Annotated in this window: 7 protein-coding genes; 6 read left to right on the plus strand and 1 reads right to left on the minus strand. The window is 67.8% G+C overall.

Annotated elements, in window-relative coordinates; genetic code table 11:
* A partial coding sequence (gene dnaA / locus VGS97_RS06845; protein WP_414641655.1) for a chromosomal replication initiator protein DnaA occupies nucleotides 1-1,421 on the minus strand: 1,421 nt, incomplete at its 3' end.
* A gap of 611 nt (nucleotides 1,422-2,032) precedes the next feature.
* Here dnaA and rpmH point away from each other — a divergent pair.
* The 6 genes from rpmH to rsmG form a co-directional block, all read left to right on the plus strand.
* The gene (gene rpmH, locus VGS97_RS06850; protein WP_326852389.1) at nucleotides 2,033-2,170 is read left to right on the plus strand and encodes a 50S ribosomal protein L34; all 138 of its coding nucleotides are present in this window, start codon (nucleotides 2,033-2,035) and stop codon (nucleotides 2,168-2,170) included.
* 5 nt (nucleotides 2,171-2,175) lie between these two features.
* Nucleotides 2,176-2,550: a ribonuclease P protein component gene (gene rnpA / locus VGS97_RS06855; RefSeq protein WP_349262011.1), complete on the plus strand. Its 375-nt coding sequence runs from the start codon at nucleotides 2,176-2,178 to the stop codon at nucleotides 2,548-2,550.
* Nucleotides 2,547-2,825 carry a membrane protein insertion efficiency factor YidD gene (gene yidD / locus VGS97_RS06860; protein ID WP_326852391.1) on the plus strand — a complete coding sequence of 93 codons (279 nt, stop codon included), beginning with the start codon at nucleotides 2,547-2,549 and terminating at the stop codon, nucleotides 2,823-2,825. Before rnpA ends, yidD begins: the two co-directional genes overlap by 4 nt.
* Nucleotides 2,826-2,863: 38 nt before the next feature.
* Nucleotides 2,864-3,955 carry a membrane protein insertase YidC gene (gene yidC, locus VGS97_RS06865; protein WP_326852392.1) on the plus strand — a complete coding sequence of 364 codons (1,092 nt, stop codon included), beginning with the start codon at nucleotides 2,864-2,866 and terminating at the stop codon, nucleotides 3,953-3,955.
* A 67-nt stretch (nucleotides 3,956-4,022) separates the two neighbouring features.
* Nucleotides 4,023-4,550: a protein jag gene (locus VGS97_RS06870; RefSeq protein ID WP_326852393.1), complete on the plus strand. Its 528-nt coding sequence runs from the start codon at nucleotides 4,023-4,025 to the stop codon at nucleotides 4,548-4,550.
* A 140-nt stretch (nucleotides 4,551-4,690) separates the two neighbouring features.
* A partial coding sequence (gene rsmG / locus VGS97_RS06875) for a 16S rRNA (guanine(527)-N(7))-methyltransferase RsmG (RefSeq protein WP_326852394.1) occupies nucleotides 4,691-5,377 on the plus strand: 687 nt, incomplete at its 3' end.

A 5,377-nucleotide genomic window follows, 5' to 3' on the forward strand; every position in this document is an offset into this window, starting at 1 on the left:
GTGTGGTCGCGGCCGCCGAACTGCTGCCCGATCTTCGGCAACGACAGGTCGGTCAGCTCGCGGCACAGGTACATCGCGATCTGCCTCGCTGTCACCAGCACCCGGCTTCGCGAGGTGCCGCAGAGGTCTTCCATGGACAGCCCGAAGTAGGCGGCGGTCTGCGCCATGATGGTGGCCGTGGTGATCTCCGAGCCGCCGGTGTCCGGGATCAGGTCGCGCAGCACCGCCTCGGCGAGCGGGAAGTCCACCGGCGCGCGGTTGAGCGAGGCGAACGCGGTGACCCGGATCAGCGCGCCTTCGAGCTCGCGGATGTTGGTGGAGATCTTGCTCGCGATGAACTCCAGCACTTCGGGCGGCGCGTTCAGGCCCTCTTGCGCGGCCTTCTTGCGCAGGATCGCGATGCGGGTCTCCAGTTCGGGCGGCTGCACATCGGTGATCAGGCCCCACTCGAAGCGGGAGCGCAGCCGGTCCTCCAGGGTGGTCAGCTGCTTGGGCGGCCGGTCGCTGGAGATGACGATCTGCTTGTTGGAGTTGTGAAGGGCGTTGAAGGTGTGGAAGAACTCCTCCTGGGTGCCCTCCTTGTTCTCCAGGAACTGGATGTCGTCGATCATCAGGATGTCGATGTCGCGGTAGCGGCGCCGCAGCAGGTCCTGCTTGCCATCGCGGATCGCGTTGATGAAGTCGTTGGTGAACTCCTCGGTGCTGACGTAACGCACCTTCGTGCCCGGATACAGCGAGCGGGTGTAGTGCCCGATCGCGTGCAGCAGGTGCGTCTTGCCGAGGCCGGAGTCCCCATAGATGAACAGCGGGTTGTACGCCTTTGCCGGCGCCTCGGCCACGGCGACCGCCGCCGCGTGGGCGAACCGGTTGCTGGAGCCGATGACGAAGGTCTCGAACAGGTACTTGGGGTTGAGCCGGGGGGGCTCGCTGTCCCTGACCGGAGCGGACCCGGACTGCCGTCCGTGTGGTACGCCGTCGGGGCGCCCTGGCACGGCGGACCCCGGCGTACCGACGAGAAGGCCGGCGTCACGGCTGTCGTCGACGAACTCGGGGCTGCGGGTCGGTGGTGGGATCGGAGCCTGGGGCTGACCTGACTCGATCATCCCGTCCAGGCCCGGCAGTCTCTCCCCCAGGCCCGGCGACGGTGCGAACGGCAGCCGCGGCGCGGTATGGGTGGGCAGCGGCTTGGCCGCGGCCACGGTCACCGCGATGCGGATCTCCTGGCCGAGGATCCGGCCGAGCCCGGAGGTGATCAAGTCGCGCAGCTTGGTCTCCAGGACCCCCTTGGAGAACTCGTCGCCCACGCTGAGCAAGGCTGTGTCCCCGACCAGGGCCATCGGCACGATCACGCCGAGGAAGGCGCGGTCCCCCGGGCTGATCGAGTCGGCGGCGTCGATCCGGGCCAGGAAGGCGTCCCACACCGAGGCGAAGTCGCCGGGGGGGCGTTCTGCGGTGGCGGAACTGGGAGTCTCGTCAGGCACGGCTACCACTCACGGTCGGGTTTGGGCAGGGGTCGCGCCCGTCCACAAGTTTTCCACAAGTCCTGTGGAAAACCTGGCGTCATGCACAGCGGGATCGCCGGTGTTTCCCCCAAGCCTGCCCAGGCGGCCCGCCCTCATCTGCCGCGACCGCAAAGCGCGCAGCTCAGACATGGTGCAGACCTGGATTCGGGCGACTCGACCGGCAATAGCGACTCGGATGACGGTAGCCATCCGGGGCATTCGGTTCAACTTGTTGTCCACAGGCTGTGCCTAAAGGGCGATGCGCGGTGGATCATCCGCCGGGGGTGCTGGATTACGCGTCCGACGCCGGGTGTGGGACGACGGTTGACTCGGGCGGGGGCGGTTTGACCCATCGGCGATCCGCCGCGTACCGTAAACAGGTCGAAGATGTCGACTGGCGTTGTGCCATGCCTGTGGTCAGGACGTTTTGCGCGGACGCCACAGGCTCCCGGAGCAGCAGACGCTCCACATGGCGCCGTACTGGACATCCCGACCCCGAGGACCGAATCAGCATCTGTCTGGAGCCCCCAGTGAGCAAGCGCACCTTCCAGCCGAACAACCGGCGTCGTGCCAAGACCCACGGCTTCCGGCTGCGCATGCGCACGCGCGCGGGCCGGGCCATCGTCTCCTCGCGCCGGTCCAAGGGCCGACGCAACCTGACTGCCTAGTTCAGGTGCTGCCCGCAGACCGCCGTGTGAAGCGGGGCGACGAGTTCGCCCGCGCGATCCGCGGCGGGCGCCGGGCCGGGCGGGCCACCCTGGTCGCGCACCTGTGGCCGGCGGACCGCGACGCGGTCGAGTCGAGTGTTGCCGAAGCCCGTACGGGGCCAGCCCGTGCGGGCTTCGTCGTGAGCAAGGCGGTCGGCACCGCGGTGACCCGCAACCGGGTCAAGCGCAGGCTGCGGCACCTGGTGGCGGACCGGCTCGGCTCGCTGCCCGACGGCGCGGTGCTGGTGGTGCGGGCGCTGCCGCCGGCGGCCGGAGCCGCCACTAGCGAACTGGCGCGTGACCTGGACTCCGCACTCAGCCGCCTCGGACGGTCTCGATGAAATATCTGTTGATGGGTTTGATCCGGCTCTACCAGCTGACCATCTCGAAGATGCTCGGGCCGGTGTGCCGGTATTACCCGAGCTGCTCGCACTATGGGTACGAGGCCATCTCGGTCCACGGGTCTGTCAAGGGCACGATCCTGACGACCTGGCGGGTCCTGCGGTGCAATCCGTGGAGTGCTGGAGGCGTCGACCCGGTGCCTCCACACGGCCAATGGCGGATAGTGGATGTGGACGTGGATGGGAACGCTGCTTCGGCGCGCCGTTCCGTATGAGGTTTTCGTGGGTTTGAGTCGAGCCGAGGAGCCTGACCGTGCAGTGGTATGACCAGCTACTGAGTCCGCTGATCTGGGGCGTCAGTTGGGTAATCGTACAGTTCCATAAGCTTTTCGGCGCGGTCTTCATCCCGAACAGCGGCTGGGCCTGGGGCCTGTCCATCGTCTGTATGACCCTGGTCATCCGCGCCGCGCTGATCCCGCTGTTCGTCAAGCAGATCAAGTCGATGCGGGCGATGCAGGTCGTGCAGCCCGAGATGAAGAAGCTCCAGGAGAAGTACAAGAAGGAGCTGGAGCGGGCCAGGCTCGACCCGGTCAAGAAGCGCGAGATCCAGGGCCGCCAGCAGCGGGAGATGATGGCCCTCTACAAGGAGCACGGGACCAACCCGTTCGCCAGCTGCCTGCCGCTGCTGGTGCAGATGCCGTTCTTCACCGCGCTCTACCGGCTGCTCTACAACGTCGCCAACGGCACGAGCCTGTACTTCATGTCGAAGGAACTGGTCGCCAGCGCCAAACAGGCGCACATCTTCGGCGCGCCGATCTCGGCCCACTTCAACACCCCGGCCAAGCAGCTGCTCGGCGCCAACACGGGCACCGTGCGGGGCGTGATCATCGCGATGACCGTGATCTACGTGGTGACGCAGTTCATCACGCAGTGGCAGATGATCATGAAGAACAGCGCGCCGGACAACCCGATGGTCCAGCAGCAGAAGATGATGCTCTACGTCATGCCGGTCATGATGGCGTTCTTCTGCTTCATCGCCCCGGTCGGCGTACTCATCTACCTGTTGACGACGAACTTCTGGACCATGGGCCAGCAGTTCTACGTGCTGCACAACAGCCCGCTGCCCGGCTCGAAGGCGCACGAGGCGCACCTGATCCGGGAGGCCGCCAAGGCGGCGAAGAAGGCCGCGAAGAGCGGTGCGCCGGTCGACGCGACTGTGGACGTCCCGAGCCCGGCCGCCAATCGCGTGGGCTCGAAGAGTGCTGGTGCCAGGACGACGGCGAACGGCAGCGCCACGAAGGTGGCGACCGGCGCGGCGGCCGGGGCGACGCAGATCGAGGACGCCCGGCCCAAGCAGCAGCGCAGTCAGCCGGTGCGGACCACGCGCAGTGGGCGGAAGAAATAGCTTTTCGCGGGGATCCCCCGAGGCAGGGCCCGGCAACGCGGGGCCAGGAGAATGTAGGGAGTGCACGGTGACGGATTCGGCCGTCGAGGCGGCGCAGGCGGATTCCGCACAGCAAGAGAAGGAGCAGGAGCAGGACGAGCTGTCCCGGCTGGAGGAAGAGGGCGAGATCGCTGCCGACTACCTTGAGGGGCTGCTCGACATCGCGGATCTCGATGGCGACATCGACATGGACGTCGAGGGCGACCGTGCGGCGGTCTCGATCGTCGGCTCCGGGCTGGACCAGCTGATCGGGTCGAGCGGCGAGGTGCTTGAGGCGTTGCAGGAGCTGACCCGGTTGGCGGTGGCCCGGGAGACCGGGGAGCGCACCCGGCTGATGCTCGACGTCGGCGGGCACCGCGCGGCCCGGCGGGCGGAGCTGGAGCGGCTGGGCGTCGAGACGGCGAAGAAGGTGAAGCAGACCGGCCAGGCGGTGAAGCTGGCGCCGATGAGTCCCTTCGAGCGCAAGATGGTGCACGACGCGGTGGCCGCAGCCGGACTGCGCAGCGAGTCCGAGGGTGAGGAGCCCAACCGCCGGGTGGTCATCTTGCCGGTGTGAGCCCATGAGCCGTTCCGGTTCATTGCAACCTGATTCACCGTGGCCCCGTCTCGCACGAGACGGGGCCGTTTCTTTGCCAAGATGGTTCCGATACGCAGCGCCCGCTGCTTGATGGTTCCACGTGAAACCTGGGAATGGCGATGCTCGATGCAAGCCTGCCGGCTCCCCCCGAGGCGGCCGTCGCACTGTTCGGTTCCGCTCTGCCGCTCGTCTTGCGGTACGGCGAATTGCTGGCCGGGCCGGGGGTGGAGCGCGGGCTGCTCGGACCGCGCGAGGTCGATCGGCTCTGGGAGCGCCACCTGTTGAACTGTGCGGCGGTCGCGGAGCTGATCCCCGAGGGCTCGCATGTCGTGGACGTGGGCTCTGGAGCCGGGCTGCCGGGCATCGTGCTCGCCGCGACGCGAGCCGATCTGCGGGTGACTCTGCTCGAACCCTTGCTTCGGCGGACGGTGTTCCTGGACGAGTGCCTCGATGCCCTCGATCTGGACAACGCGGAAGTGCTCCGCGGCCGGGCCGAGGAGTGGGCTGGACGGATGGGCGCGGACGTGGTCACCGCGCGCGCGGTCGCTCCCCTCGACCGGCTCGTCGGCTGGTGTCTTCCGCTGCTGCGACGTGGCGGCCGGATGCTCGCTCTCAAAGGCGATTCGGCGGTTGAAGAGCTTGCCGTGGTCGCGCCGTCGCTGCCGAAGCTCGGCGCGGCGGTGTGGGACGTGGTAGAGGTCGGCGAACTGCTGGGGGACGCGGCGACCCGAGTCATCCGGATCGACCTCGGGTCCACCGGATTCAGGACGGTCCGACCCGAGCGACGCTCCCGGCGTGGCGCACGT

The organism is Actinocrinis sp. (assembly GCF_035946395.1).
Taxonomy (GTDB): domain Bacteria; phylum Actinomycetota; class Actinomycetes; order Streptomycetales; family Catenulisporaceae; genus Actinocrinis.